General features: G+C 64.0%; 16 protein-coding genes and 2 pseudogenes. 7 read left to right on the forward strand and 11 right to left on the reverse strand.

The genetic code is table 11. The features are described from left to right. Positions 1–65 precede the first annotated feature (65 nt). The 7 genes and pseudogenes from BT122_RS00890 to BT122_RS11200 form a co-directional block, all read right to left on the reverse strand. Complete coding sequence (locus BT122_RS00890) at positions 66–2,639, reverse strand: ATP-dependent helicase (RefSeq protein ID WP_072354205.1); 2,574 nt, start codon at positions 2,637–2,639, stop codon at positions 66–68. Positions 2,640–2,803: 164 nt separating this feature from the next. Further along, positions 2,804–4,156: a H2O-forming NADH oxidase gene (gene nox / locus BT122_RS00895; RefSeq protein WP_072354206.1), complete on the reverse strand. Its 1,353-nt coding sequence runs from the start codon at positions 4,154–4,156 to the stop codon at positions 2,804–2,806. 200 nt (positions 4,157–4,356) lie between these two features. Continuing rightward, positions 4,357–4,644, reverse strand: a complete 288-nt coding sequence (locus tag BT122_RS00900; protein WP_235810735.1) for a HigA family addiction module antitoxin — start codon at positions 4,642–4,644, stop codon at positions 4,357–4,359. A 98-nt stretch (positions 4,645–4,742) separates the two neighbouring features. Continuing rightward, entirely contained in the window at positions 4,743–5,924 is a 1,182-nt protein-coding gene (locus tag BT122_RS00910; RefSeq protein ID WP_072354207.1) for a U32 family peptidase, read from the reverse strand. Between the two features lie 2 nt (positions 5,925–5,926). Continuing rightward, positions 5,927–6,463 carry a low molecular weight protein-tyrosine-phosphatase gene (locus BT122_RS00915; RefSeq protein WP_502685895.1) on the reverse strand — a complete coding sequence of 179 codons (537 nt, stop codon included), beginning with the start codon at positions 6,461–6,463 and terminating at the stop codon, positions 5,927–5,929. 120 nt (positions 6,464–6,583) lie between these two features. After that, a complete protein-coding gene (locus BT122_RS00920; protein ID WP_286130273.1) occupies positions 6,584–7,945 on the reverse strand; it encodes a hypothetical protein in 1,362 nt (453 codons plus the stop codon). Between the two features lie 3 nt (positions 7,946–7,948). Then, positions 7,949–8,014: pseudogene (locus BT122_RS11200) on the reverse strand (zinc-ribbon domain-containing protein); the annotation flags it as partial. A gap of 233 nt (positions 8,015–8,247) precedes the next feature. On the opposite strand from BT122_RS11200, the pseudogene BT122_RS11205 reads away from it, so the two are divergent. The 5 genes and pseudogenes from BT122_RS11205 to BT122_RS00940 form a co-directional block, all read left to right on the forward strand. After that, positions 8,248–8,313: pseudogene (locus BT122_RS11205) on the forward strand (zinc-ribbon domain-containing protein); the annotation flags it as partial. 147 nt (positions 8,314–8,460) lie between these two features. Next, positions 8,461–9,195, forward strand: coding sequence for a hypothetical protein (locus BT122_RS00925; protein ID WP_286130274.1), 735 nt, complete (start codon positions 8,461–8,463; stop codon positions 9,193–9,195). Positions 9,196–9,228: 33 nt separating this feature from the next. Then, positions 9,229–12,006 (forward strand): ABC transporter ATP-binding protein/permease, encoded by a 2,778-nt coding sequence (locus BT122_RS00930; RefSeq protein WP_072354210.1) that lies wholly within the window; start codon positions 9,229–9,231, stop codon positions 12,004–12,006. 130 nt (positions 12,007–12,136) lie between these two features. Next, a complete protein-coding gene (locus BT122_RS00935) occupies positions 12,137–12,427 on the forward strand; it encodes a hypothetical protein (protein ID WP_072354211.1) in 291 nt (96 codons plus the stop codon). Positions 12,428–12,440: 13 nt separating this feature from the next. Further along, positions 12,441–13,229, forward strand: a complete 789-nt coding sequence (locus BT122_RS00940; protein WP_072354212.1) for a tyrosine-protein phosphatase — start codon at positions 12,441–12,443, stop codon at positions 13,227–13,229. A gap of 95 nt (positions 13,230–13,324) precedes the next feature. On the opposite strand, the gene BT122_RS00945 is transcribed toward BT122_RS00940, so the two are convergent. Next, on the reverse strand, positions 13,325–15,049 hold the full coding sequence (locus tag BT122_RS00945) for a phospho-sugar mutase (RefSeq protein WP_072354213.1): 1,725 nt from the start codon (positions 15,047–15,049) through the stop codon (positions 13,325–13,327). 271 nt (positions 15,050–15,320) lie between these two features. On the opposite strand from BT122_RS00945, the gene rlmKL reads away from it, so the two are divergent. Continuing rightward, positions 15,321–17,621, forward strand: a complete 2,301-nt coding sequence (rlmKL, locus tag BT122_RS00950; protein ID WP_072354214.1) for a bifunctional 23S rRNA (guanine(2069)-N(7))-methyltransferase RlmK/23S rRNA (guanine(2445)-N(2))-methyltransferase RlmL — start codon at positions 15,321–15,323, stop codon at positions 17,619–17,621. Between the two features lie 71 nt (positions 17,622–17,692). Here rlmKL and BT122_RS00955 read toward each other — a convergent pair whose 3' ends face one another. Beyond that, positions 17,693–19,210 (reverse strand): S10 family peptidase, encoded by a 1,518-nt coding sequence (locus BT122_RS00955; RefSeq protein WP_072354215.1) that lies wholly within the window; start codon positions 19,208–19,210, stop codon positions 17,693–17,695. Between the two features lie 680 nt (positions 19,211–19,890). On the opposite strand from BT122_RS00955, the gene BT122_RS00960 reads away from it, so the two are divergent. Then, entirely contained in the window at positions 19,891–22,221 is a 2,331-nt protein-coding gene (locus tag BT122_RS00960) for a KUP/HAK/KT family potassium transporter (RefSeq protein ID WP_072354216.1), read from the forward strand. A gap of 205 nt (positions 22,222–22,426) precedes the next feature. Here the strand turns inward: BT122_RS00960 and BT122_RS00965 are convergent, their stop codons facing one another. Both BT122_RS00965 and BT122_RS00970 read right to left on the reverse strand, forming a co-directional pair. Continuing rightward, on the reverse strand, positions 22,427–23,305 hold the full coding sequence (locus tag BT122_RS00965) for an HAD family hydrolase (RefSeq protein WP_072354217.1): 879 nt from the start codon (positions 23,303–23,305) through the stop codon (positions 22,427–22,429). Next, positions 23,295–24,821, reverse strand: coding sequence for a citrate synthase (locus BT122_RS00970; RefSeq protein WP_083432237.1), 1,527 nt, complete (start codon positions 24,819–24,821; stop codon positions 23,295–23,297). The genes BT122_RS00965 and BT122_RS00970 overlap by 11 nt, the downstream gene beginning before the upstream one ends. Between the last annotated feature and the right edge of the window lie 19 nt (positions 24,822–24,840).

Below are 24,840 nucleotides of genomic sequence, written 5' to 3' on the forward strand. Positions count from 1 at the left end.
CTTCTCGTCCGCGAGCGTGAGACAAAGTGAGACAAAGAGCGAGACAAAGGGACAGTCCCTTTGTCTCATTCCTCAATCTTCACGATGGGCGCGAAGCCCTTCATGAGCTTCTTGGTCTTGCCCGTGCGAGAGAAGCGCACCTCGATGGTGTCGCCCTTGGCGGCAATGACCACACCGGGGCCAAAGGTCTTGTGCGAGACGTGATCTCCTGCCGAGAAGCTCTCCACCGCCTTTGCCGCATCGCGGCGCGGGGCCTGCGGGCGCGACAAGGGCGCCGACGACACGGCGCTTGGAGCGGCGGACCCACCCGTCGAGCGCGTGCGCGAGCCAAAGACGTGACCGCCGTAGACCTCGGAGCCACGGCCGCTGCCAAAGGTGCCGTGCCTGTCTCCCCGCTTCTCCCAGCCCACGCCCGAGAAGCCCGAAGAGCCAACGCCCACGGCCTCGACGTCCGCTGCGGGAATCTCGTTCACAAAGCGGCTGCGCGGGTTTGCCTGCACCGAGCCAAAGGTGCGGCGCGTGAGCGCGTAGGTGAGGTAGAGGCGCTTGCGGGCGCGCGTGATGGCCACGTACGCCAGGCGGCGCTCCTCCTCGATCGACGCCGGGTCGCCCTCGTGCGCCGAGTGCGGGAAGATCCCCTCCTCCATGCCGGCGACGAAGACCACCGGGAACTCCAGGCCCTTGGCCGAGTGCACCGTCATCATGGTGACGGCGCTCGACGAGCCCGCGAGCGCGTCCAGGTCCGAGCGCAGCGCGAGCCACTCGAGAAGTGCAGGAAGCTTCTGCGCCGCGACGTCGGGCAGCTTGGTTCCTTCTGCAGGCGATTTCGTGAGCGAAGCGAGCGAGCGAGCGTCGTCAGACGCGAGCGCTGAGCCGGCAGGAGGAACCAAGCTGCCTGCGGCCCTGAGCTGCTCCAGGCTCTCGAGCGTCTCGACTGCGTCATCGTGGGTCTCGTCGAACTCGGCCGCGACGCCGTAGAACTCCTTGATGTTCTCGATGCGGCTGTCGGCCTCGATGGAGTGCTCGGCCTCGAGGGCACGGATGAGGCCGGAGCGGTCGATGATGGCCTCCACCACATCCGAGAGCTCGCCCGTCATGTGGCGGCCGGCCTCGATGGTGCCCGTGAACTCGGAGAGCGCGCCCCGCACCTTGGGCGAGAGCAGGCCCTGCTCGGCGATGCACGCCTCGCAGGCGGCAAAGAACGAAATGCGGTTCTCGGCCGCGTAGGTGCGGATCTTGTTGATGGACGTGGAGCCAATGCCGCGGCGCGGCGTGTTGACCACGCGCTGCGCGGCAACGTCGTCGTCCGGGTTCACGACGACCTTGAGGTAGGCCATCACGTCGCGGACCTCCTGGCGGTCGAAGAAGCGCGTACCGCCCACGATCTTGTAGGGCACGCCGGCGCGCAGGAACATGTCTTCGAGGATGCGCGACTGCGCGTTGGTGCGGTAGAAGACGGCAACGTCGTCGTAGCTGGTGCCCTTGTCGTGCAGCTTCTCGATCTCCGAGCCAATCCAGCGGCCCTCGTCGCGCTCGTCCGCGGCCTGGTACACGCGGATCTTCTCGCCGTCGCCCGCGTCGGTGAAGAGGCGCTTGGCCTTGCGGTGCGAGTTGTGGGCCACCACGGCGTTGGCCGCGTTCAAGATGTGGCCGGTGGAGCGGTAGTTCTGCTCGAGCTTGACCACGTGGGCGTCGGGGTAGTCCTTCTCGAAGGAGAGGATGTTCTTGATGTCCGCACCGCGCCAGGAGTAGATGGACTGGTCGTCGTCGCCCACGACCATGAGGTTTCTGTACTTGCGGGCAAGGAGGTTGGTGATGGCGTACTGGACGCCGTTGGTGTCCTGGTACTCGTCCACGCTGATCTGGCGGAAGCGCTCCTGGTAGGCGTCGAGCACCTGCGGGTTCTTGGCGAGAAGCTCGAAGGCCTTCACCAGGAGGTCGTCGAAGTCCATGGCGTTGGCACGCTCGAGGCGGCCCTGCAGCACGCGGTAGACCTGCGCCGCCTTGCGCTCCAGCGGCGTCTGAGCCTGGCCCTGCATCTCGTCGGGCATGACCAGGCCGTTCTTCGCTGCCGAGATCTGCGAGCGGATGGCCTGGATGGGGAACTGCTTGGGGTCCACGTCGAGCTCGGACATGATGGTCTTGACCAGGCGCTTCGAGTCATCGTCGTCATAGATGGTGAAGTTCGGCTGGTAGCCCACCAGCTCTGGGTCGTCGCGAAGCATGCGCACGCACATGGCGTGGAAGGTGCACACCCACATGCCGCGGGTGCCGCCGGGAAGCAGCGCGTTGAGGCGCTCGCGCATCTCGGCCGCCGCCTTGTTGGTGAACGTGATGGCGAGCACCTGCCACGGACGGACGCCCTCGTCGGCCACCATGTGCGCGATGCGGTACGTGAGCACGCGCGTCTTGCCCGAGCCCGCGCCGGCAAGCACCAGGAGCGGGCCGTGCGTACAGAGCACGGCGTCGCGCTGAGCGGGGTTGAGGCCGTCGATGTCGACGGCGGAGGGGCGGTTGGCGGCGGCGGGGGTTGCGGGCGCCGCAGGGGCGGCGGCCTGCGCGGCGGCGGGTTGCGGGGCCGTTGCCGCCTGAGGGGCGCTAGCTGCGGAGAAGAACGAGAACTGCTGGTCAGAGGGCATGCATGTCTCCTGTGGTATCGAATTGACTCTCAAGAGTCTAACGCCCGGAGACGACAGTAATTGGAACCTCCAATGGAATCCCATTGCCCGGCAATGGAATCCCGTTGCCAGGTAATGGAATCCCGTTGCCAGGTATAAAAATCCCGCAGGCGCCGCCGCGAGCCCTACGCGCCCAGGACCGCGGAGTACGCCGCCATGGTGTAGTAGTTGTACGGCTGGTTGAAGTGCGGAAGGAAGAAGACGTCGAGCAGCGCCAGGCGGTCGATGGTCAGCCCCTCCTGAATCGCCAGCGAGAACATGTGGATGCCCGCGCTCATGTCGTAGGTCGAGGCCATCTGCGCGCCAAGGACCCTGCGCGTGGTGCCGTCGAAGACCACGCGAATCTTGACCTCGGGGTTCTCGGTCTCAACGAAAGTCGCCTTCTGCACCTGCGAGAAGTCACTCACGCAGGCATCGTAGCCCGCCCTGCGCGCGGCCGCCTCGGTGAGGCCCGTGGCCAGCATCTTGAGGTCGTAGATGCAGATGCCCGAGGAGCCCTGCACGCCCACGCCCTCGATTGCCATGCCGCAGGCGTTGTGACCCGCCACGATGCCCGAGCGCACGGCGTTTGTCGCCAGCGCAATGTAAGCCGGCTCGCCATCCTTGGCGTTGCTATAGCAGCTGGAGCAATCCCCCACCGCATACACGCCTCGACGGCTGGTCTCCTGGTGGTGGTCGACGAGAAGCGCGCCGTTCCGCAGCGTGTCAAAGCCTGCGCCCTCGAAAAGCGCGGCATTTGGCTTGAAGCCAATACACAGGCACACGAGGTCCGCCTGGTGGGTGCCCTTGTCGGTTACCACGCGGGCCACCTTGCCGTTCTCGCCCTCAAGGCGCAGGACCTTCTCGCCAAAGGCGAGCTCGATGCCGTGACTGCGGAGGTTCTCGGCCATGAGGTCGCAAAACTCCTCGTCAAAGTTGCCGGAGACGCAGGCAGGCGCCATGTCGACGAGCGTTACCTCGCGGCCGTTTCGCTGGAAGGCCTCCGCCAGCTCGACGCCAATGTAGCCCGCGCCAACCACGGTCACGCGGCGGATGGCGGGGTCCTTGAGCTTCTCGACCACTGCCTGCGCGTCCTGGAAGAGCTTCACGCGCTGGACGTTCTGGAGGTCTACGCCCTCGATGGGCGGGATGATGGGCAGCGAACCCGTGGCCAGGATGAGCTTGTCGTAGGGCTGGTCAACGCGCGTGCCGTCCGCCGCAACGGCGTGGACCACCTGCGCGTCGTAGTCGATGGACTCGACGCGCGTCTCCATGAAGACCGTTGCGCCCTTGGCCTCGAAGCCCTCCTTGGTCTGGTAGAAGAGGCCGTCCGGACCAGAGATCTGCCGACCAATCCACAGCGCCATGCCGCACCCCAAAAAGCTGATGTTGCTGTTCTGGTCGATGATCACGACCTCGTTGCCGGGGTGGTTGTCGAGAATGGCGTTGGCCGCCGCGGTCCCCGCGTGGTTGGCGCCGACGATCACGATCCTGCTCATGTGCTCCCCTTCCCTTCCGCGGGCGTGCCGCGCAGACGGACACGAGGGACGCAGCGGGCAGACGAAGGGCAGCTGCCGGCGGTCCCTTGGGCTAATGTTATCTTCTATATAACATATTGCCCAGGCAGTACAGCCGGCTTCTAATTGCTATTCGGCAAGTGACATATATATGCGGCGGCGCGCCCTTCCGTGAGCAGTCCCTAACCGACAAGAGCTTCTACATGCGGAAGCTTGGTAGTATCAATTGTCTTAAGATCATAGGTCGACTGCAGGTTGAGCCAGAACTGAGCGGTGGTCCCCAGCGCCTCCCCCAGAAGCCATGCCATCTCAGCTGTAATGCCTCGCCGACCATTCACGATGTCGGATATCGCAGACTGCGGCTTGCCAATGGCCTTGGCAAGCCGGTACTGGCTAATGCCCATCGGCTCGAGAAACTCTTCGAGAAGAATCTCGCCTGGGGTGGAAATATAGCTATGAATGGTAGTCACAGAACTCAACTCCCTTCGCTTCCCCATCTCGCCAGGTAAAGCAGATCCGCCATTGATCATTGACGCGAATGCTATAGAGCCTATCGCTCGCGGAGATCTTACACCCGCGCGCAGAGCAGGTCGAGCGGCTCCACAGCAAAGGGAAGCCTCACCTGATAGAGCTCGCCATTGGTGACGAGAGGCGAGTCCAGCTCAAAGCTTCGCACCGGCTGGCCGGGCGAGAGCACCTCAAGCTCGCCGCCGGCGTCAGCACGGTTGCGGCAACGGACGCAAGCGACGCACGCACCGTCCGCGCCAGCCGAGGCCTGCTCCACCACGCCCACGAGGCGCCTCTCGCGCTGGTAGTCCACCCTGCCCGGGTTTTGCTGGGGTTCTCCCAGGTAGAAGCCCGTTGAGTACGGGCGATGGCTCACGAGGTCCAGCTCCTGACGCCACGGTCGAGCGTCCTCGCCGTCCAGCACGTGGCGGTAGGCGTTGGTCACCGCCGCCGCGTAATAGGCGCCCTTCGAGCGACCCTCCAGCTTGATGGCGTCAACGCCCGCCGCGCGCAGGTCACCAAGGTGCTCGATCATGCAGAGGTCATTCGACGAGAGCAGGTAGCTCGCACGGCCATCCTGCTCAACCGGCAGCACCGCCCCAGACCTCTCCTCCGTGAGCGACCACGCCCAGCGACAGGGCTGCGCGCAGGCTCCGTGGACGGCGGAGCGCCCTGGCCCCATGAGCCCTGCCGAGAGCAGGCACCGCCCGGAGTACGCCATGCACATCGAGCCGTGCGCGAATGCCTCAAGCTCGAGCTCCCCCGTCACGCGGCGCCGCAGCTCGGCGATCTGTCCAAGCGTCATCTCGCGGGCGAGAACCACGCGCCTGGCCCCAAGCCGCGCGTACTCCTCGGCCGCGGCGGCGCTCATGACCGATGCCTGCGTTGAGACGTGCACCGCCACCTGCGGCGCGTACCTGCGCGCAAGCGCAATGGCGCCGAGGTCGGCCACGATCACCGCGTCTGCGCCGGCCTCTGCCAGAAGCGAGAAGAACGCCGGCAGCGCGTCTGCGTCCCTATCGGTCATGACCGTGTTCACGGTCACGTGGACCGCAACGCCCCGCACGTGCGCGTAGGCCACCGCCCTTATCAGTTCCTCGTTCGAGAAGTTCCGGCTTCCGGCACGCATGCCCCAGTGCTGGCCACCCAGATAGACGGCGTCTGTGCCAAAGTGGATGGCCTCGCGCAGCTGCTCCGGGCCGCCAGCAGGTGCCAGAAGCTCCATGGGAATCCGCTCGCCCATCGCTAGCGGACCTCGCCCTTGTCCTTGGCCAGCAGCTTCTTGAGCATCGCCGTGCAGCCGGCCATCACGTCGTCGAAGGTGGCATCGAAGTTGCCCGTGTACCAAGGGTCTGCCACGTCGCGGGGGTGGCCGGTCCAGTCCATGAGCAGCGAGACCTTGTGCAGCGGATCAGCCTCGTGCACGAGCTGCGCCGAGACGGGCGGCCACGAGAAGCCCATGCCCCTCTCGCCCAGAAGCAGCCGGTACATGCCGTCGTAGTTGTCTTTGTCCATGCCAACGATGTAGTCGAAGCGGTCGTAGTCCCTTGGCCCCATCTGACGGGCGGCGTGGTGGCCACAGGGGATGCCCGCCCGACGCAGGCGCTCGCGCGTGTCGGGGTGGACGTCGTTGCCAAGCTCCTCGCGGCTTGTCGCGGCAGAGTCAATTTCGAAGTCTCCCTCGCGGCCGGCGCGACGTACCAGCTCCTCCATCACGAACTGGGCCATGGTCGAGCGGCAGATGTTGCCGTGGCAGACGAACAGGATACTCGGCACGATCACGATTCCTTTCACAACAAAAGTGCTGGCAGACAACGGCAATTGCCTGTCAGCACTTTACACCCAAGCAGGGACGGCCCCCGAGGGCGCGATGACGAGCATCGCGCCGCAACCGAACGGCCTCTAGCCGACAACCTCGCGGAACACCGTGCCATCAAAGCCAATGCGCGTGACCTCCGCACCAGCGGACCACGCTGTATTGCTGCCATACAAAAGAAGGCAGTCGCTGGCGTTGTAAAGCGATGGACCCAAGCCTGCAAAGTCCACGGACAACGCTTTTGAATCGCCACCCGCAAGGGGCACGCCAACAAGGCTCAGCAGCCCTCCATCGTTGCTTTCAATCAAATAGACGTTATCGTCGGCGATGGCACTAAGATAATAATAGTCATGGTAGGACAGCGTCTCCCCAGTCCACAGAACACTTGGGCTATTGTCTGACGCATCTATTCGCGTTAGCTGGAGCCTCGACGCACCCGAGGAATAGTTGGAGGACGTGCTCTCCATCACGTAGACATTGCCGTCCTGGACAAGGGGGCCATCCGCAATCTCCGACAGACTGCTCACATAAACCTCCTGCTGATCAGACCCATCCAAGTTCTGGGAGAACACGCTGCTGCGCGAATAGCCTCCGGGGTTGTCAACATCTGGCTTGTTGTATTTGTAGTACACCTTGTCCTTCGTTACGAAAAACTCAGCGTAGCCCACGAGCTGTATGCTGCAGCGTTTTTGCTGGTTTGAGCCGTCCTCATCCATCGTATACACATCGTACGTGTACTCCGAATACCTCGACTCACCAGCCAGGCTCTGCACGACATAGTACAGCGTGTGATCGTACAAGTAGAGTCCGCTGATGTAGGAGTATGACCCCGTGCTATTATCCGTCGATGGGATTTCTAGGAGCGTGGTGAAGCCCGAGCCGTCGGCACCAACCGAGCAAATGGCAAACGAACTACTCAAAGAGCTCGAATAGCGATAGTAGCTCTCCACAAAGAAGAGGGTGTCGCCATCTTTGTTGAGATACAAGCTTGAATGTAAGTCCGCACTCTCGAGCTTGCTGGTAGGAAGGATGACATCCACCTGCGAACTGCCCTTCTTTGCTCGGCAAAGGCCACCCTCGCTCTCAGAGTAGAAGTAGTCGTAGTCGGAATCGCTTACGGTAGGAGCACTCTGCCCATAATTCGAAGGGGTATTCCCGCACTCCGTCCCATCTTGGTCTACGTAAGGCGAGGTGTCATTCCCAGACCAGAGAGCGGAGCTCACCATGGTAGCGTCAGACGAAGCCTGGCCGCTGGAAGTCTGGCCGCCGGAAGCCTGCGACCCCGCGCTCGAAGATGTTCCAATGTGCACAATCCCCAGCAGGTTTGCAGCCAGCACCGCCACCAGCACAACGGCCACAACGGCTATCACTGCCACCAGAGCTTTCTTCGAACTCTTCTTGGGATACGTGGGTACAGCTGTGCCTGCAGTTGATGCGCCATCTGCCAAGGGCGCTCCGCACGTCTTGCAGAACCGGGACCCGTCGGCGTTTTCGGTCCCGCACTTGGGACAAATCATGCCAGCCTCGCTCTCAATAATTGTCCGGGATTCCCCAACCGTCTACTGAAGAATGGTATCAGCACAAAACCACGCGTCTGTTGCGCAACAAAAGCTTACGTGCGGCAAACGAAGCAAAGTCTGAAAAAGTGCCACCGGGGCATTTGTCTCTCCTAAAGGTTGCGCAACGAACGCCAAGGCATTGGGCGATAATCTTGCCGTGGCATTTGAAGTTGACCTAAGGAGGACTTGCCATGTTCTGTCCAAAATGCGGAACGAAGAACGTCGACGGAGCGAAGTTCTGCCAGAAGTGCGGCCAGCCTTTAACGCAGAGTAGCGCTACCGGCACGCAGCCAATTCCAAACGCCAACCACGCGACACAGGTCAACAGCCAGATGCCTAACGCCGGGTCCTTTGGCGCAAACCCTGCCGTACCTCCCTATACGCCAGCCACCGGAGCAAGCACCATGGGCACGGCCGTTAAGCCAAAGAGCAAGGTTCCCATGTTAGCAATCATTGGCGCCATTGCAGTGGCAGCAGTCCTCCTTGTTGTGTTCTTGGTTCTCCCCGCGATAGGCTCCTCCAACGGGGCGCTTGGGAAAGTGATGAGCGGGGATTCCGGTGCGCTCTCTTCTGCGACCAAGGCAAACGTCGCCGACGAGCCGGTCTACTTCTCTAGTCAGGACGCCGCCAAGCTTATCCAAGAGAAGGTGAACTCTGGGCTGAGCAGCTACGGCAGCAGCCTCTCTCTAAGCGATGACGACGTAAAGACGCTGGACGGCCAGTGGGCGCTCGTAAACATCAGCCCCTCGGGTAGCGTCACCGAGCAGAGCACGGGCTGCGTCGCGTACGCAACGATCACCAAGAAGACCGACTTCAAGGCCAAGGACCTCGCCGATTGCATGAGCAAGGCAGGCATTTCAAGTGACCACGTAGTCTCCGCAAGCGCTAATTCAGACCTCGCCCATCAAGTGCTCTCGAACTTCAGCCTGAGCTCGCTGGCCTCTCAGGCCCAGGGCATGTGCCTGGCGGCGGGAGAAAACAAGGACTACTTTGCGGTTGCCGCATCCTTCACGTTCTCCAACTACACCGAGGTAGTGATTTTCTCGGCCACCCCGGACTTCGTCTCGGGCACCGGCAGCAGCCAGTCGAACTTCAAGAGCGCGTATCAGCAGCTCGTCTCCGACATCTACGTGAAGTAGGAGCAGCGCGCTTGACGCTTTAGGGAAGCCCCAATGATTCAAGCTGAGTCGATCACAAAGCGCTACGGGAGCCAGCTCGTTCTGAGCCGGCTCTCGCTTTCTTTTGGCAGCCGTGGACTCGTGGCGATTCTCGGCCGCTCAGGATGCGGAAAGACAACGCTGCTCAACATCCTTGGGGGGCTTGAGCATGACTACGAAGGCTCGCTTCAGATAGACGGCATGGCATCCTCCACACTTGACGAGAAGGACTGGGATGCCTATCGAAGCAATCTTGTGGGCTTCGTATTCCAGGACGCTCACCTGGTGGATTATCTCAACGTTGCCGACAACGTGCGGTTGGCGCTTGACATGGCTCAAGATCACGAATCGCTTGCGCACGATAATGCTGACGAGCCTGTGCAGCGCGCGCTCGACGAGGTGGGGCTTTCGGGGCTTGAATCGCACATGCCCTCCGAGCTCTCTGGCGGACAGGCACAGCGCGTAGCCGTTGCGCGAGCACTCGTGAAAAATCCCCGAGTGATACTCGCCGACGAACCCACCGGAGCGCTTGACATTCAAAGCAGCCGGCAGGTCATGGACCTTCTCGCTCAAGCGTCAAAATCACGCCTGGTCATCGTGGTAACCCACAACCGCGAGCTTGCCCATGAGTATGCGGGTCGCGTCATCGAGCTCGGCGAGCACTGCGTGGTTAGCGACACCAAGCCTGGAGAAGGGCCACCTACCGAGAAGCCCGAGCCGCAGGAGACCCCAGAGCCAGAGTCGACAGGCGCGGAAGCCGGGCTCGCATTCCACAAACCGCAGCAGCGCAGCAGGCTCATTCGCAGTACAGCCCTCAGCCACATGCGCAACAAGCGGCAGCGGGCAATCATCACAACCGTGGTGGCCGCGTTGGGCATCATGGGCATGTGCCTTGCGCTTTCGGTGCAGGACGGCGCACGCGCCTACACGCGTCAGGTAGCGGCAACCACTCTGGCTACAAATCCCATCGTGATACAGCAGAACGGCACAGCTGCCGCAATATCCCAAGTCGCGATCAACGATGTTGACAGCACTTCCGGGACAGACGAAACCCCAACTGAGGTGACAACCTCCCCCATCGCCGAAGACGTGACCTTTGCCGCACTCCAGGGAAGCCGCGCCAGCGACCTGCAAGAGTTTCTGTGGTACGTAAACTCAGCCCAGTCAAGCATCTGGAACAATGCATATGACGTGCAGGTCGGCTATGACGAACCGCTGGACCTCTATGACTCTGCGGGAACCTGCATTGTGGACGATGGCTCCGCGACGCTGCTGAAGAACCTCTCGCTGAGTCACGTGTTTGGGAGCGACGGAGAAGATGCGCTCTCGAACGTGCTTCCAGACCCAACGTCCCTCGTGCGCGAGCTTCCGTACAACGAGCATACCGGCAAGAGCCCGTATGAGCTTCTCGCCGGAAAGATGCCAACGGAGTATGACGAGGCGGTCATCATTACCGACCGGCAAGGTCGCGTTTCCGACTACTTCCTCTATGCGACCGGCATCGCGGACCTTCAGGCATTAAAGGACGTGTCAGCCGACCTCCTCCTGAACAAGCAGGACACACAGATCCCGGGGATCAGCGATTCATATTCGTTCGATGACCTGCTCGGGCGCGAGTTCACCATCATGCCTGCTTGCGACTATTACGTACAAAGAGGCAGCGGCTGGACGAAGGTCACACAAGGCAGCAGCCAAATGGACCAGGCGCTAGCGAACGCCCCCAAACTCAAGATTGTGGGGATCGTGCGCGAGTCCGCCGAGATTAAAGACGTTGCAGAAACCGGAGCAATCGGATACAGCTCGGCGCTCATTCCCTGGCTTGTCGAGCACTGCAATCAGAGCGAGGTCGCAGTTGCCCAGAAGGCATCGCCAGATGTGGACGTCTTTACCGGGCGGAAGTTCTCGGAAGAATCGCGAGGTTCCAAGCAGGCTGCTGAGGCCGCTCGGGCGCGCGGGGCATTTCGTGCGGTAGTGGACGAGACGGAGCTTTCCTCCGCCAAGCGAGCCTACATCGATAGTCTAAGCGACGAGCAGGTCGTTGCTCTGCGAGAGCACTTCAAGGACTACTTTGATGAAAACGGCAACCTCACCATTAGCGCAGAGGACGTGGCAACGGTTTCTGCCCTCTCTGACGAAGACTTCGTGCATGACATCGAGTCCATCGCACCACCCACGCTGAACAGCGCATATGCTCAGAACATGGAAGAGTTGGGCGCAGCCGATATAGACAAGCCAACCTCCATACGCATCTATCCCGCTGGGGTCGACGAGCGAACGCAGATTGTGCACGAGATCGACAGCTTCAATTCGAACGTCGTGGGCGACGACTCGGCACCACTGAGCTACGAGGACATGAGCCAGCGCGGGGTCGAGCAGGTGACCAAAGTAGTGGGCGTCGTGAACAACGCTCTTGTCGCGCTCATGGTACTTGCGTTGGCACTGAGCGTGTTCATGCTGTTCTCGGTGACCTCGGTCGCGGCCATCGAGCGTCGTGCTGAAATAGGAACATTACGGGCGCTCGGAGCCACCAGGCGTGACATTGTCAAGCTGTTTAGCTGGGAGAACGCCCTGATTGGCCTCATTGCAGGCTGTGTAGGTTCGCTTGCCGCGCTCATTGCCAGCTTCCCGCTGTCCTACACAATTGCAAACCTTACCGGGGAGACACGCCTGGTATCTCCCACCCCATGGACCGTCATTCCCGCCTTGGCGGTGGGCATTATCCTTGCTGTGCTCTCGGGTCTCGTACCCGCAATCCGCGCCGCGCGCAAGGACCCTGTGCAAGCGCTTCGATAGCGCAGAAACGCCCCCGGACCTGCTCGCGAGTTACGAAATCAGCACCCTCAAGCAGAGCTGCCACCTTGCGCCTCGGCGGACCGCTGCGCACTGCTAGGATTGCAGAAGCAAACTGCGAAGGGAGGCTGCGGTGGACGAGGCAGACGATAAGGACCGGGCGAGACAGGCGCTCGCACGGGCGGCGCAGCGCTGCGGCTGGCCCGCGGAGTTTGGCGAGGCTCTCGCCCTCTACCTGGGCTCCGTTGGCGCGATGGAACGCATGGCGGCCTACCTTGCGCAGGCGCGGCCCCAGTCGATGGAGGAGGCCGCCGACGAGGCAGTTACCATCGTCGAGCAGCGCGATGCCTGGATAGAGCGGAAGAAGGGCGAGTACTACAACGCCAAAATCACCGAGTTCTACAACCGCGAGCGCGATGAGTAGAGAAGGCACAGGCATGCTGGGCTGGTTCCGCAAGCAAGGCAACGGGAGCTCCACCGGGCTAAAGCCCACCAAGGGCGGGCAGCTCCTTCCCGTGGGTGACAACTGCCGCGACCTGGGCGGCTATCCCCTACCGGCGGGCCTCGGTCGCGCTGCCGGAGCAACCACGCTCACCCATCGCTTCCTGCGTTCTGGCTCCACCTCGACGCTCTCGCGCAAAGAGGCCCACTACCTGCGCGAATACGGCGTCACGCGTGTGGTTGACCTGAGAAGCACCTCGGAGTGCGCCAGCTCGCCGGACATCTTTGCCTCCTACCCCGGCGTCACCTACACAAACGTGCCGCTCCTTGGCGTCAATCTGCACGACCCCAAGCTGCGGCTCCCCGGGGACACGCGCGATTACCTCGCGTCCGGCTACCTCAGGATGCTCGACAACCACGAGGCCGTGCGCCGGATCTTCTCGGCCTTTGCCGAGGCGGCACCCGAGGAGTGCGTGCTCTACCACTGCGCAGCCGGAATGGACCGAACCGGCATCACGTCGCTACTGCTCCTGGGCCTGTGCAGCGTGGACCGCACGAGCATCGTTGCGGACTACACCTACTCGTTTGCCTCGCGCGAGGAGGTCGACGCCTATATCTACCAGGGCGTATCTCCCAGCTTCACCACCGTGGACGTGCTGGCCAAGCTCATGGGCTGCGTGTACGACGGCCTGCTCGAGAGCTACGGCTCGGTTGAGGCGTACCTTCTCGCCTGCGGCGTCAGCAAGTCGCAGCTCGCGCGCGTGCGCGAGCACCTCACGAAATAGTGCGGGCAAGCCGACAAGCGCAACGAAAAGCCCCGGCGCACCGGCGCCGGGGCTTCATCAATCTTCTAATGAGACAAAGGGAAACTCCCTTTGTCTCACGAGAGGGCCTTCTCGGCGGCAGCCTGCAGCTTGGCGCGCACGGCCTCGGCCTCGGCGCGCGTGGCGCCCTTGGCGAACAGGTATGCCTTGACCTTGGGCTCGGTGCCGGACGGACGGAAGATCACCTTGTTGTCGTCCTCCAGGCGGTACTCGATCACGTTGGCCGCCGGCAGCTCCTGCGCGGGCTCCTTCTGCAGGCCGGAGACGCGCGGCATCTCGGCGCCCTTGCCAAAGTCGGTCATGCCCACGACCTTGTAGCCAGCAATCTCGGTGAGGGGCTTCTCGCGCAGGTCGGTCATGATCTGCGCCATGCGCTTGGCGCCGGCCTCGCCCGGGAACTGCGCGTTCACGGTGCCGTTGAGGTAGTAGCCGTACTGCTTGTAGAGCTCCTCCATGGCCTCGTAGAGGTCCATGCCACGCTCGGCGTAGTACGCCGCCATCTCGACGCACATCTCCACGGCCACAATGGCGTCCTTGTCGCGCGCGTGCGTGCCCACGAGGTAGCCGTAGGACTCCTCGAAGCCCATGAGGAAGCGGTCCTCCTCGCCCTCGTCCTTGAGCTGGTCGATCTGGTCGCCAATGTACTTGAAGCCGGTGAGCACGCGGCGCATCTCAAAGCCATAGTGCTTGGCCAGGGCGTCGGGCATCACGGACGAGACGATCGTGGACACGGCGACCTTGCGCTTGGGGTCCTCGCCGCGGTCGATTGCCATCTTGATGAGCCAGTCCATCATGAGGACGCCCATCTCGTTGCCGGTGAGCAGCTTGTACTCGCCGTTGTGCGGAATGGCGGTGCCCATGCGGTCAGCATCAGGATCGGTGGCCACGACCAGGTTGGGCTTGACCTTCTCGGCAAGGTCGAGCGCCAGCTGCAGCGCCTCGCGGAACTCGGGGTTGGGGTACTTGCACGTGGGGAAGTTGCCGTCGGGGTTGGCCTGCTCGGGCACAACGGTGACGTCGTTCACGCCAATCTCCTTGAGGATGCGCGTGACGCACTCCATGCCGGTACCGTTGAGCGGAGTGTAGACAACCTTGTAGCCCTCGGGCGCCTTGAAGCCGGGGACCGAGACCTTCTTGACGGCGTCGATGAAGGCGTCGAGAACCTCCTCGGGCGTCCACTCGATGAGGCCCTGCTTGAGGCCCTCGTCGAAGTCCATCATCTTGACGCCGCCAAAGACGGGCGTCTGGGCAATGGAGGCGCTGATCTCATCCGCGGCCTCGTTGGCGATCTGGCCGCCGTTGTCGTTGTAGACCTTGTAGCCGTTGTACTGTGCCGGGTTGTGCGACGCCGTAAGCACGATGCCCGCGGAGGTGTGCAGGTAACGCACCGCAAAGGAGAGCGTGGGGACGGGCTCGATGCGCGGGTAGACGTAGACGTGCACGCCGTTGGCAGCAAGGACGCCGGCCGCCACGCGCTGGAAGTCCTCGCCCTTGAGGCGAGAATCGCGCGCGATGGCAATGGTGGGGTGATCATAGTGGGCGTTCAAGTAGTTGGCCACGCCCTGGGTTGCCTGGGCAACCACGTAGACGTTCATGCGGTTGGTGCCCACGCCGAGCGTGCCGCGCAGGCCCGCGGTGCCAAACTCGAGCGTGCGATAGAAGGCGTCGTTGAGCGCGTCCTCGTCGCCAGCGCTGACAAGGGCGTCAAGCTCGGCCTTGAGGTCTGGCTCGGTGACGTTGTCCTGCCAAAGCTTGATGGTTTCCTTCACGCCTGCGTCCATGGTTCCCCCTTGCTTCCCGCCGCACGAACACGCGTGGTGCGCCGCGGCTGTCTACGAACAAGCACGAACAATGCATCTTAGATTCTATCCGTGACGGCGCGGCGCGGGGCGCTCATGCGGACGAACGACTTTGTGGAGCTGTGAGCGGATGGTCGGGCGCCGTCCGCCGCGCGAGACCGGCACACGTATCATGGTCGCAATGGTTTTCTCGGCGCGTGGGCGCCGCTGGGCGCGCCGGCTGGCACGCAGGTCACGGGCGAAAGGTGTCCCGATGGAGTTTGTCGCAACATGCCCCAAGGGCTTCGAGTCTCTGCTGGCAGGAGAGCTGCACGCGCTTGGCGCCGAGGGGGTGCGCCCGCTTGTGGGCCAGGTCTCGTTCACGGGAGGCCTTGCGGACGCCTACCGCTGCTGCCTGTGGTCGCGCCTGGCGTCAAACGTGACGCTCGTGCTGGCGCGCGTGGGGGCGGCCAATGCGGACCAGCTCTACGAGGGTCTCTCGGCCATCCCCTGGGAAGACCACGTGGCACCAGGCGCAACAATGGCCATCGAGGCGCGCGGCACCAACGACCAGCTGAGAAACACGCAGTTTGTGGCCCTGCGCTCGAAGGACGCCGTGGCAGACAGGCTTCTCTCGCGCCGGGGCGCTCAGCCCCTGGTGAACACGGACATTCCGGACGTGGGCATTGTGGTGCGCCTCTCGCGCGAGCGCGCGCTCGTGGGCATAGACCTTACGGGAGAGCCGCTCTTCAACCGCGGCTGGGAGGCACCGCTGGGCCGCGGGCGCCTTGCCCCACGCCGGGCGGACTACGCTGCGGCGCTTCTGGAGGCCGGCTGCTGGTTCCGCGACGTGCGACACGGCTCGCCCGTGCTGGTGGACCTCTTCTCCGGCACCGGCAGCGTGGCCGTGGAGGCGGCGAGCCAGGCGCTCGACCGCGCACCGGGACTGCTACGCACGCGCTGGGGCTTTGCGCGCTGGGCCGGCCACGACGCAGATGCCTGGGACGCGCTTGTCACCGAGGCCGCAGACCGCGCGGCAGCGGGCACCGAGAACAGCGTGGAGCTTCTGCTCTGCGACACACGGCCCGGCGCGGAGGCCGCGGCGAGAAGGGCGCTTCGTGCCGCAGGCATGGACGTGGAGCCACGCTTCCTCGCCGCGGGCGAGCTTGCGGCCGCCGTGGGCGACGGCTCGCCGCTCCTGGTGGCAGACCTTGCGTGGCCGCAGCCGGACGACCTCGCCAGCGAGGCCGAGGCGCTCTCGCTCTTCTCGGCAGGAGCCGGGGCCGTGGCGGGGCACGACGGCGCCGGCGTGGTGGCGCTCTCCCCCGACGACGCGGCTGACGCTGCCGCAGGCGGCGAGCCCGCGGAGACAATCGCCGTGATCTTGGGCCGAGACGACGCAACCATCCGCTGCTACGACCCCATGTCCCTCTCGGCCGAGCACCCGATGGTTGAGCTGCGCGGAGACGCGGGCAGCGTTCCCGTGTTGGTGGGGGCGTCGGACCAGTTTGCCGCGCGCCTTGCCAAGGTGGCCAAGCTCCGCGCCAAGTGGGCGGCGCGCGAGGACGTAAGCTGCTACCGCGTCTACGATGCGGACCTGCCGGACTACGCCGTCTCGATTGACCTGTACCGCGGCTCGGCCACGCCAGGTCGCTGGCTCTACGTCTCCGAGTACGCCGCGCCGCGCGACGTGGACGCGGGGCTTGCGCGCAGGCGCCTTCTCGACGTGCTGGCCATCGCGCCACGCGTTCTGGACGTGGACCCCGCCAACGTGCACGTGCGCGTGCGCACACGGGCCCGCGGCGGCTCGCAGTACGCGGACGGCGGGAGAGAGGGACGCGGCCCAGCGGCGCGCGACGAGCGCCCCGCGCGCAGGCGGGACGGGCGCGTGGAGCTGCCCCGCGGCGCACACCTGGTGGACGAGGGCGGCCTCACCTTTGAGGTCAACTTCTCCGAGCGCCTGGACTGCGGGCTCTTCCTCGACCACCGCGAGACCCGCTCCATGCTGCGCGAGCTCATGAAGCGCACGCCGGGCGGAAGCTTCCTCAACCTCTTTGCCTACACCGGCACGGCAAGCTGCTACGCGGCGGACGGCGGCGCGGGGCTCACCACCACGGTGGACCTCTCCCGGCCGTCGCTCGATTGGGCGCGCCGCAACATGGAGCGCAACGGGTTTGTCGGCCGCAACTACGAGTTCATCCAGGCAGACGTGCTGCAGTGGGTGGCTGACCGCCGCCACGAGCACCGCTACACCTGGGACCTCATCTTCTGCGACGTCCCCACGTTCTCCAACTCGAACCGCATGCACGCCAGCTCGTGGGACGTGCAACGCGACCACGCGGACCTCATCATCTCTGTGTCCAGGTTGCTCTCGCGCGGCGGCTGCGCGATCTTCTCGTGCAACCTGCGGAGCTTCAAGCCGGACATCGAGACCCTCGAGAAGGCCGGCGTTGAGCTTGTGGACATCACCGCCAAGACCATCCCCGAGGACTTCTCGCGCAACCCCAAGATCCACCACGCGTACCTGGTGACGCGCCGGGAGGATGGCGTCACGGCGCGCGAGCTGGGCCTCTAGGCGCAACGCCTAATGAGAAGGCCGGCCCCTTGCGCGGGAGCCGACCTTCTTTGCGAGGCGTGTTTTCTCGGCTATGCCTTCTGGTAGAAGTCGTGGATGTCGCGGTCCATGGCGGCCAGCGTAGGCTCGTCCACGTATGCCATGTGGCCGCAGCCGTAGCGCAGCCAAGTCACGCGCTCCTTGAGCGCGGGCGAGAGGAACTGGCAGCTCAGGTCGTGGCGCACGTTCCAGAACGTGGTCGCCGCGTCGTAGCGGCCGCCGATGATGGCAAGCTTCATGGTGGGGTTGCGGCGCAGCGCAAGCGCGACGTCGCCGGTCACGTTGGGCGCGCCGACCTTCTCGCCCGTACCGGGAACCTCGTGCTGCCAGATCCACTTGTGGCCCACGCGCTCCCAGTTCTGCCCCAGGTAGACCGAGGGACCCTGGTAGCCCAGCTCGTCCGCGCAGAACGCACGGAAGGCGTTGGTCCAGTTGGCCTCCACGGCGTCGTCGGCGGCGTCCTCGCCGCCCAGCCAGTCGAGGCTCGCCTGCATGGGCGACGGCTCGTCCGAGCAGAAGCGCATGTCCAGGCGGCCGCACACGCGTCCCTCGTCGCGCAGCAGCTCGCGGCGAAACTCCGTAAGCTCCACGCGCAGGTGATGACGCACAAGGAAGTCGACGGGCAGCCCCACGAACTGCGAGAGCTTGCGCGCCACGTCACGCTCGCGCTCGGCGCCCAGGCGGTCGCCGCGGAGAAGCGCTGGTGCCAGCGTGTCATCGGCAAAGTCCATCGCGCGGTCAAACCACTCGTTGGGGTCCACGCCCTCGCCCGTGCGGCCGAAGAACTGCGCCGCGGCCGCATAGGTGGGCATCATGCCCAGGTAGTAGAGGTCCTCGCCGGGAAGCGTCTGCACCCAGTCCCAGATGGCCGAGAGCATCACCACGCCGGTGACCTTGACGGACCTCTCGCCCAGAAGCCTCATGAGCACGGCGTTCCTAAAGGTGCCGTAGGACTCGCCAAAGAGGTAGATGGGGCTTGACCAGCGGTGGTTCTTCTCGAGCCAGTCCATGATCGCACGGGCAAAGGCGTCCGCGTCGCCGTCGACCGAGAAGACCGTCGTGGGGTCGCAGTCGTCGGCCACCACGGACCAGCCAGTACCCAGGGCGTCGAGAAACACGAGGTCAGAGTCCTTGAGCAGCGTGTGGGGGTTATCGGCCACCTGCGCGGAAGCCGCAAGGTGGTTGGTGCCGTCGGTCTCAACGCGGCGGGGCCCAATGCCGCCAAAGTTGATAGGCACCGAAGCCGAGCCCGGGCCGCCGTTGTAGGCAAAGGTCACCGGACGAGCAGCGTTGGGCTGGCCCTCCGCGTCCACCGCCACGTAGGAGAGCGAGAACATCTTGCCCTCAAGGCGCCCCGAGTCGTCACGAACGTCGAGGTGGGCGGCCGTGGACACGTAGTCGATGGTCCTCTCGCCGTCTGTCCACGAGAGACGCGCGCTCGCCGGGTTGGGCACGCTCCTCACCACGTTTGCGGGCACGCCCTCGTACGGGCGGCGCGGCGTCTCCGGGGCGGGCGCCGCCTGAGGCGCCTGCGTGTTCTCATCTGCCATATGAACCCCTTCCCTTGTGAAACCTTGGAACTCCGGCCAGGAGCGCGGAAATCCCGGCCGAGAAAAACGCCAGCGCGCTCCATTCTACTCGCTCCTTCTCGCTGCCTCGCTATTCGCTCCCCCTTGCCGCCTCGGCATCCCTTCTTTAGCGGTATCTGAGAATCGCCGCGACGTTTGCGCAGGTAGATTTTCGCGCGATTCTCAGATACCGCTAAAGAACGCGAGGGACAGGCGCCGGGAAGTAGTGGGGGCAACGGAGGCAGTGCAAGAATCGCGCCTCGGGCGAGAAAACGGCGCCGGAAGGCCCATCTCATACGGGATCCTGTCGGAAACCCTCGCTCGGGCGTCACATTGACGCCCGAGAGGCCCTCTCGTACGGAATCCCGTACAAAACCCACGCTCCGGCGCCGTTTTCTCGCCGGTAGTGCGATTTCCGCAACAGCAGCGACCAAAGCTCTCGTCCGGGCGCCATCTGGGCGCCCGGACGCGCGCGCCCATCGTCATCGCACCGTCAGCCTTTGGCACCAGCGAGAAGAACCGCAGGCAAACCGTATCCTAACTGCATATACTTGTCGGAAGAGTGAAGTGCTCACCTTTCTTTAAGGAGAGTGCTATATTCAACGGTTTGTATTTGGAATAACCAGGGATTCGCAGGTAGAACCCACGGAAATTGGAGCGTCATGGTTACATCCAACGCACCGGCCGCAACCAAGCGAGCCAGGAAGCCCATCAAGAAGGGCGGCATTCCCCTCTCAGCAGGTATGGTGCTTGTAACGCTGGGCGTCGTCTACGGCGACATCGGCACCAGCCCCATGTACACCCTCAAGGCCATCATGTCCGGCAACGGCGGCCTGGGCACCATGAGCGAGGACGTGGTTCTCGGCGCGCTGTCGCTGCTCATCTGGACCATCACGCTCATCACCACGGTCAAGTACGTGCTGGTGGCAATGAAGGCCGACAACCACAACGAGGGTGGCATCTTCGCGCTGTACAGCCTCGTCAGGCGCTGCGGCAAGTGGCTCATCATCCCCGCCATGATCGGCGGCGCGGCCCTTCTCGCCGATGGTATCCTGACGCCTGCCGTCACGGTAACCACCGCCATCGAGGGCCTGCGCACCATCGACTTCTTCTACGGCATCATCGGCGACAACCAGGCCATCGTGGTTGGCATCACCCTCGTTATTCTCTGCATCCTCTTTGCCATGCAGAAGGCGGGCACCTCCACCATCGGCAAGGCGTTTGGCCCGGTCATGACCGTGTGGTTCCTCTTCCTGGGCATCACCGGCCTTCTCAACGTGGGGTTTGACCTCAACGTCTTCCGTGCGCTCAACCCGCTGCGCGGCATCATGTTCCTCTTTGATAGAAACCTCAACGCCGCCGGCCTCATGGTGCTGGGCAACGTCTTCCTGTGCACCACCGGCGCCGAAGCCCTCTACTCGGACATGGGCCACGTGGGCAAGGCCAACATCTACGTCTCCTGGCCGTTCGTGAAGCTCTGCCTCATCCTCAACTACCTGGGCCAGGGAGCCTGGATCATCGCCAACCACGGCAGCGCAGAGCTTGCCGTCGTAACAGACCTCAACCCGTTCTTCCAGATGCTGCCCGAAGAGTTCCGCGTCTTTGCCGTGATTCTCTCCACCTTTGCGGCAATCATCGCATCGCAGGCCCTCATCACGGGCTCCTACTCCATTGTCTCCGAGGCCATTCGCCTTGACCTCATGCCCCACATGAAGATCAACTACCCCTCCGAGACGCGCGGCCAGATCTACATCCCGCTGGTCAACAACATCATGTGGGTTGGCTGCATGGGCGTGGTGCTGCTCTTCCAGAGCTCCGAGCACATGGAGGCCGCCTACGGCCTGGCCATCACCTGCACCATGCTCATGACCACGCTTCTGCTGTTCACCTACCTCTCGCGCATTCGTCGCAAGCCGGCGGCGGCAGTGGTGTTTCTCGTCTTCTTTGGTGCCATCGAGCTGATGTTCTTCTTCTCGAGCCTCACCAAGTTCTTCCACGGCGGCTACGTGACCGTGCTTCTCGCCACCGTGCTCTTCCTCGTGATGTACATCTGGCGCCGCGGAACGGCCATCGAGCGCACGCAGTCCGTCTACCTGCCGGTTCGCGAGTACCTCGACCAGCTCTTCGACCTCTCGCACGACGAGTCGTACCCGCTGCTTGCCGACAACCTGGTCTTCCTCACCAACGACTCGTCGCTCGACAAGCTCGACCGCGACATTCTCTACTCGATCCTGGACAAGCGTCCCAAGCGCGCGAGGGCGTACTACTTCCTCAACGTCCAGGTGACCGACGAGCCCTACACCCACGAGTACATGGTCAACACCTTTGACACCGACTTCGTGTTCAAGGTGCAGCTGCGCCTGGGCTTCCGCGTGAACCAGCGCGTGAACACCTATCTCTACCAGATCGTCGAGGACCTGGTGGAGCACAACCAGCTTGCCCCGCAGAACCACAGGTACTCGATCTACCGCAAGCACAGCATCGTGGGCGACTTCCGCTTCTGCCTGATTCGCAAGGTCCTCTCGCCCGAGACGGACATCTCGGGCACGGACGCGCGCACCATCGAGGCCAAGTACTTCATCCGCCGCCTGTGCGGCACGCCCATGCGCTGGTACGGCCTGGAGAACTCCTCGGTGATCTTTGAGTACGTGCCGCTGTTTGCCAAGGCCAAGCGCCAGCACAAGCTCACGCGCATTCCGCTTGACGCCAACGCCGTGCTGGCGGCTGCGCCCAAGAAGTTCGAGGCAAAGCCCGCCGAGAACAGCGAGGACTCCGACGACGAGGACATCTTCTCTGCCTCCATGCACAACGAGCGTGAGGAGAACGCCAACGACGCCGAGAAGACCCTGGTGGGCGGCGATACCGCGAGCTTCAAGCCGCTGCGCATCGACGAGGATGAGGACGACGAGGACTCCGAGGAGGAAGAGCTCGAGTACGCCGTCAAGGCCGCCGAGGCAAAGATTGGCGAGCAGGACCAGGGCGACGACAGGTAGCGTGCGGCCCAGGTAGCCAGCAGGTCTCATTGCCACATGGCGAGAAAAACGCGGCTCCGGTGCCATGATGGCGCCGGAGCCGCGACTTTGTACGCACTTGCTGCTAGAACGTGCCTACGGGCGTCAAAACGGCGCCGGAAGGTGCATCTCGTACAGGTTTGCTGCCAAAACGCGCCCATCTGCGTCACCGAGCCGAGAGAACCACTTACCCGAGAAGCGCCTCCAGGTACGTCGCAAAGCCGCTCTCGGCGTTGGTCGCCGTCACGTGGTCTGCCTCGGCGAGCAGCGCCTCGCACGCGTTGCCCACGGCCACGCCGTCCCCCGCCGCGCGAATCATCTCCAGGTCGTTGGGCGAGTCGCCAAACGCCACGCTCTGCTCGCGCGCAATGCCAAGCCTGTCGCAGAGCCACGCCAGCGCGGAGCCCTTCGACGCCCACGCGTCCACCACTTCGATGGCGCTCCCGTAGGAACCCGTGTGCCGCAGCGTGGGGTCCTCCTCCACGGCCAAGCGCGCAGCACAGGCGACCTCGCGCGCGCCAGCGCCAACGCCCCAGCACATGCCTACGCGCTCGACCGTGCGAGCGTCGAGGATCACCTGCTCGAGTGGCTTGTCCACCAGCGTGCGCGACGCCTGCATGTACGCAGTCTGGGCCGCGGACAGCCCCAGCTGCCCGATAAGCTCCCAGCTCGCCCTGTTGGTAAGCACGCGGCCATCGGCAAACACATCGAAGGTCATGCGGTCGAGAAGCCCGCCCACGCGCGAGAGCAGTGCCAGCGCGCGCCGTGCGCCCAGGCTCTGGTCGAGAAGGACCTTCTCGGACGCGGCATCGATCACCACGGAGCCGTCCGAAGGCACGCCGTAGTGCGTCGCCGGATGGCGGCGGACCTCGGGCGGAATCGCGTGCCACGCGCGTCCCGTGCAGGGCACAAACTCGATGCCTTCCTCGGCCAGGCGGTCGAGCATAGCCATGTTGCGCGGCAGCAGCGACTTATCAGGTGCAAGGAAGGTGTCGTCCATGTCCGAGAAGACGATGCGCGGGCGCACGGGGGCGCCCTGCGCATCAGTGCGAGAGCTACTGCCCATCTGTCACGCCAGCGTCCTTCTCGCCTGCGGCGCCCTTCTCGCCCGCGGCGTCATCGCGCTCCTCAAGCGGCACGTACTCGCGCATGTCGAAGACAGAGCGATATGCCGGCCTGATGATGCGGCCCGCGCCGTAGAGCTCCTCCATGCGGTGCGCCGCCCAGCCGGCAACGCGCGCCATGGCAAAGATGGGCGTGTAGAGGTCCTTGGGCACGCCCAGCATGGAGTAAACAAAGCCCGTGTACATGTCGATGTTGGCGCAGATGGGCTTCTTGGTGCCCTTGACGTTGCGCATGACCTCGGGCCCCAGGCGCTCGATGCTCTCGATGAGGTCGAGCTTGTCCTCGGCGCCCTTGCTGTGCGCAAGCTTGCGCGCATAACGCTTGACCAGCTGTGCGCGGGGGTCGGAGAGTGTGTAGACCGCATGGCCAAGGCCGTAGATGAGGCCGGTCTTGTCGAAGGCCTCGCCGCGGACGATCTTCTCGAGATAGCCCGCCACCTCGTCGTCGTTGGTCCAGTCGGCCACGTGGGAGCCAATGTCGTCAATCATCTGGCCAACCTTGAAGTTGGCGCCGCCGTGCTTGGGCCCCTTGAGCGAGCCCAGCGCCGCCGCATAGGCGGAGTAGGCGTCGGTCCCCGAGGACGAGAGCACGCGCGTGGTGAAGGTGGAGTTGTTGCCGCCGCCATGCTCCACGTGGAGCATGAGCATCACATCGAGCATCATGGCCTCGTCGTGCGTGAAGCCCTCGTCACCGCGAAGCACGTCGAGCACCGTCTCGGCCATCGAGAAGCCCTCGCGCGCGGGCGGCACCACCAGGCGGTCCTCGTTCATGGCCGCCACGCTTGCGGCATGGGCCACAGCTGCCGTGCGCGGCCAGCGGCCAAGGAGCGAGAGGGCCACGTCAATCTCGTGCTCGGGCGAGGTGTCGTCCGGCGTGGGGTCGAAGGCGTACAGCAGGAGCGTGGCGCGCTGCAGCACGTTCATGATCGAGTGGCTGTACGTGGTGCGGGGGAAGATCGAGAGGTAGCCGTCGGGCAGCTGCCTGCGCGAGTCGATGCGAGCGCGGAAATCGTCCAGCTCGGCGGTAGTGGGCAGGTGCCCGGTGATCACGAGGTAGGCCACCTCCTCGTAGCCAAAGCGGTCCTCGCGCTGCGGTCCTGCCACCAGGTCATCAATGTGGTAGCCACGAAGGATGAGGTCACCCTTGTCGGGCACGACCACGCCGTTCTCCTTGGTGTAGCCGTGGACGTTCGAGATGGTAGTGAGACCCACGAGCACGCCGGAGCCATCGGCGTTGCGCAGGCCGCGCTTCACGTCGTAACGGCTGTAGAGGTCGCCGTCCAGGACGTCGGCGTCCTTGTAGCCGTCATAGAGGCCATCGGAGACGGCGGGACGGCCCAGGGCCTTGGACGGCATGGGGTAGGCATCCGCCACGTGCGTCATGGCGGAGGTGTCGAGCGTCGAGAGGATGGGCCCAAAGACCTCGTTCCTGCTGCGGTTTGACTTGAAGAGGGGCATGGCCTAACACCTTTCTCGC

The organism is Olsenella sp. kh2p3, assembly GCA_900119625.1.
In the GTDB taxonomy this organism is placed as follows: Bacteria; Actinomycetota; Coriobacteriia; order Coriobacteriales; family Atopobiaceae; genus Tractidigestivibacter.

Excerpts from the sequence above, each read along its gene's own strand:
- BT122_RS00890 (WP_072354205.1), bottom strand. The coding sequence starts at position 2,639 with ATGCCCTCTGACCAGCAGTTCTCGTTCTTCTCCGCAGCTAGCGCCCCT.
- nox (WP_072354206.1), bottom strand. The coding sequence starts at position 4,156 with ATGAGCAGGATCGTGATCGTCGGCGCCAACCACGCGGGGACCGCGGCG.
- BT122_RS00910 (WP_072354207.1), bottom strand. The coding sequence starts at position 5,924 with ATGGGCGAGCGGATTCCCATGGAGCTTCTGGCACCTGCTGGCGGCCCG.
- BT122_RS00925 (WP_286130274.1), top strand. The coding sequence starts at position 8,461 with ATGGGCACGGCCGTTAAGCCAAAGAGCAAGGTTCCCATGTTAGCAATC.
- BT122_RS00930 (WP_072354210.1), top strand. The coding sequence starts at position 9,229 with ATGATTCAAGCTGAGTCGATCACAAAGCGCTACGGGAGCCAGCTCGTT.
- BT122_RS00940 (WP_072354212.1), top strand. The coding sequence starts at position 12,441 with ATGCTGGGCTGGTTCCGCAAGCAAGGCAACGGGAGCTCCACCGGGCTA.
- BT122_RS00945 (WP_072354213.1), bottom strand. The coding sequence starts at position 15,049 with ATGGACGCAGGCGTGAAGGAAACCATCAAGCTTTGGCAGGACAACGTC.
- rlmKL (WP_072354214.1), top strand. The coding sequence starts at position 15,321 with ATGGAGTTTGTCGCAACATGCCCCAAGGGCTTCGAGTCTCTGCTGGCA.
- BT122_RS00955 (WP_072354215.1), bottom strand. The coding sequence starts at position 19,210 with ATGGCAGATGAGAACACGCAGGCGCCTCAGGCGGCGCCCGCCCCGGAG.
- BT122_RS00960 (WP_072354216.1), top strand. The coding sequence starts at position 19,891 with ATGGTTACATCCAACGCACCGGCCGCAACCAAGCGAGCCAGGAAGCCC.
- BT122_RS00965 (WP_072354217.1), bottom strand. The coding sequence starts at position 23,305 with ATGGGCAGTAGCTCTCGCACTGATGCGCAGGGCGCCCCCGTGCGCCCG.
- BT122_RS00970 (WP_083432237.1), bottom strand. The coding sequence starts at position 24,821 with ATGCCCCTCTTCAAGTCAAACCGCAGCAGGAACGAGGTCTTTGGGCCC.